Below are 1,043 nucleotides of genomic sequence, written 5' to 3'. Positions count from 1 at the left end.
ATAAATCAATTTTATCAGCCTCTATTCTGATTGCACTATCCCAAGGTGCCTACGCTGAAGACCATTCAACCTTCAATGAAGTGGTCGTGACTGCGACTCGTACTAATAGCCAAATCGAAGACACTGCTGCTTCTGTTGCCATCGTTACTGATAAGAACATCGAAGAAAGCATGGTCACTGGCTTAGATGATCTCTTTGAGTACACGCCAGGAGTCACAGTTAAGACAAACTCGCGTCAAGGTGTCCAGAGTATCAATATTCGAGGTATCGAAGGTAACCGAATTAAGGTTCTTGTGGACGGCGTATCTCAAGGTAACCAGTTCGAATCAGGGAATACGTTCATTAACTCTGCTCGCGTTAACGTGGATACCGACCTAATAAAAGCGGTTGAAATTGTAAAAGGTGCAGCATCGTCTCTGCATGGTTCTGACGCAATTGGTGGCATTGTTGCATTTGAAACCAAAGATCCGGCTGATTTCCTTAAGGGTCGTAACTTTGGTGGCCATGCGAAGTTCAACTACTCTTCTGAAGACAATACATTCAGTGAATCTGTTGCACTAGCGAACAAAACGGGCGATTTGGAATCTTTAGTTGCCTATACGCGTCGCGACGGCAATGAACTGGATAACTTTGGAGATCTAGCAGATGCAAGTACTGAAGCGAACAACTTACTGGTTAAACTTCAGTACCAAGTCAATGATGCACATCGTGTTGAGTTCAATGGGAATTATATTCGCAACAAAGGCAACGGAAAGCAGTCTTACAACGGTTATACGAATGCAACAAGTGAAGATGTAACAGAGCAATATCAAGTTGGTATAAAACATATTTGGGAGATGCAAACGGCCCTAGCGGACTCCCTTACCTGGCAACTAGATTGGCTTAGCAAGGAAGAAAACGGCATTACTGATCGTGTTAAAGGCCAGAATATCCAACGTAAAGACTACATCTACGAGGATGAAGGCTACCAGTTTGACTCACAGTTTGACAAATATCTCTCGCTTGGTAGTACAGAGCATTACTTTGTGTACGGTGCATCCTTT

1 protein-coding gene is annotated in these 1,043 nt (G+C 43.4%); it reads left to right on the top strand.

Features of this window, described 5'->3' with window-relative positions:
- Positions 1-1,043: TonB-dependent receptor plug domain-containing protein (locus tag R7O12_RS26875; RefSeq protein ID WP_318127114.1), on the top strand; the 1,043-nt coding region annotated here is incomplete at both ends.

It is taken from the genome of Vibrio sp. Vb1574, from assembly GCF_033338675.1.
This window is presented reverse-complemented; position numbering and strand designations above follow the sequence as displayed.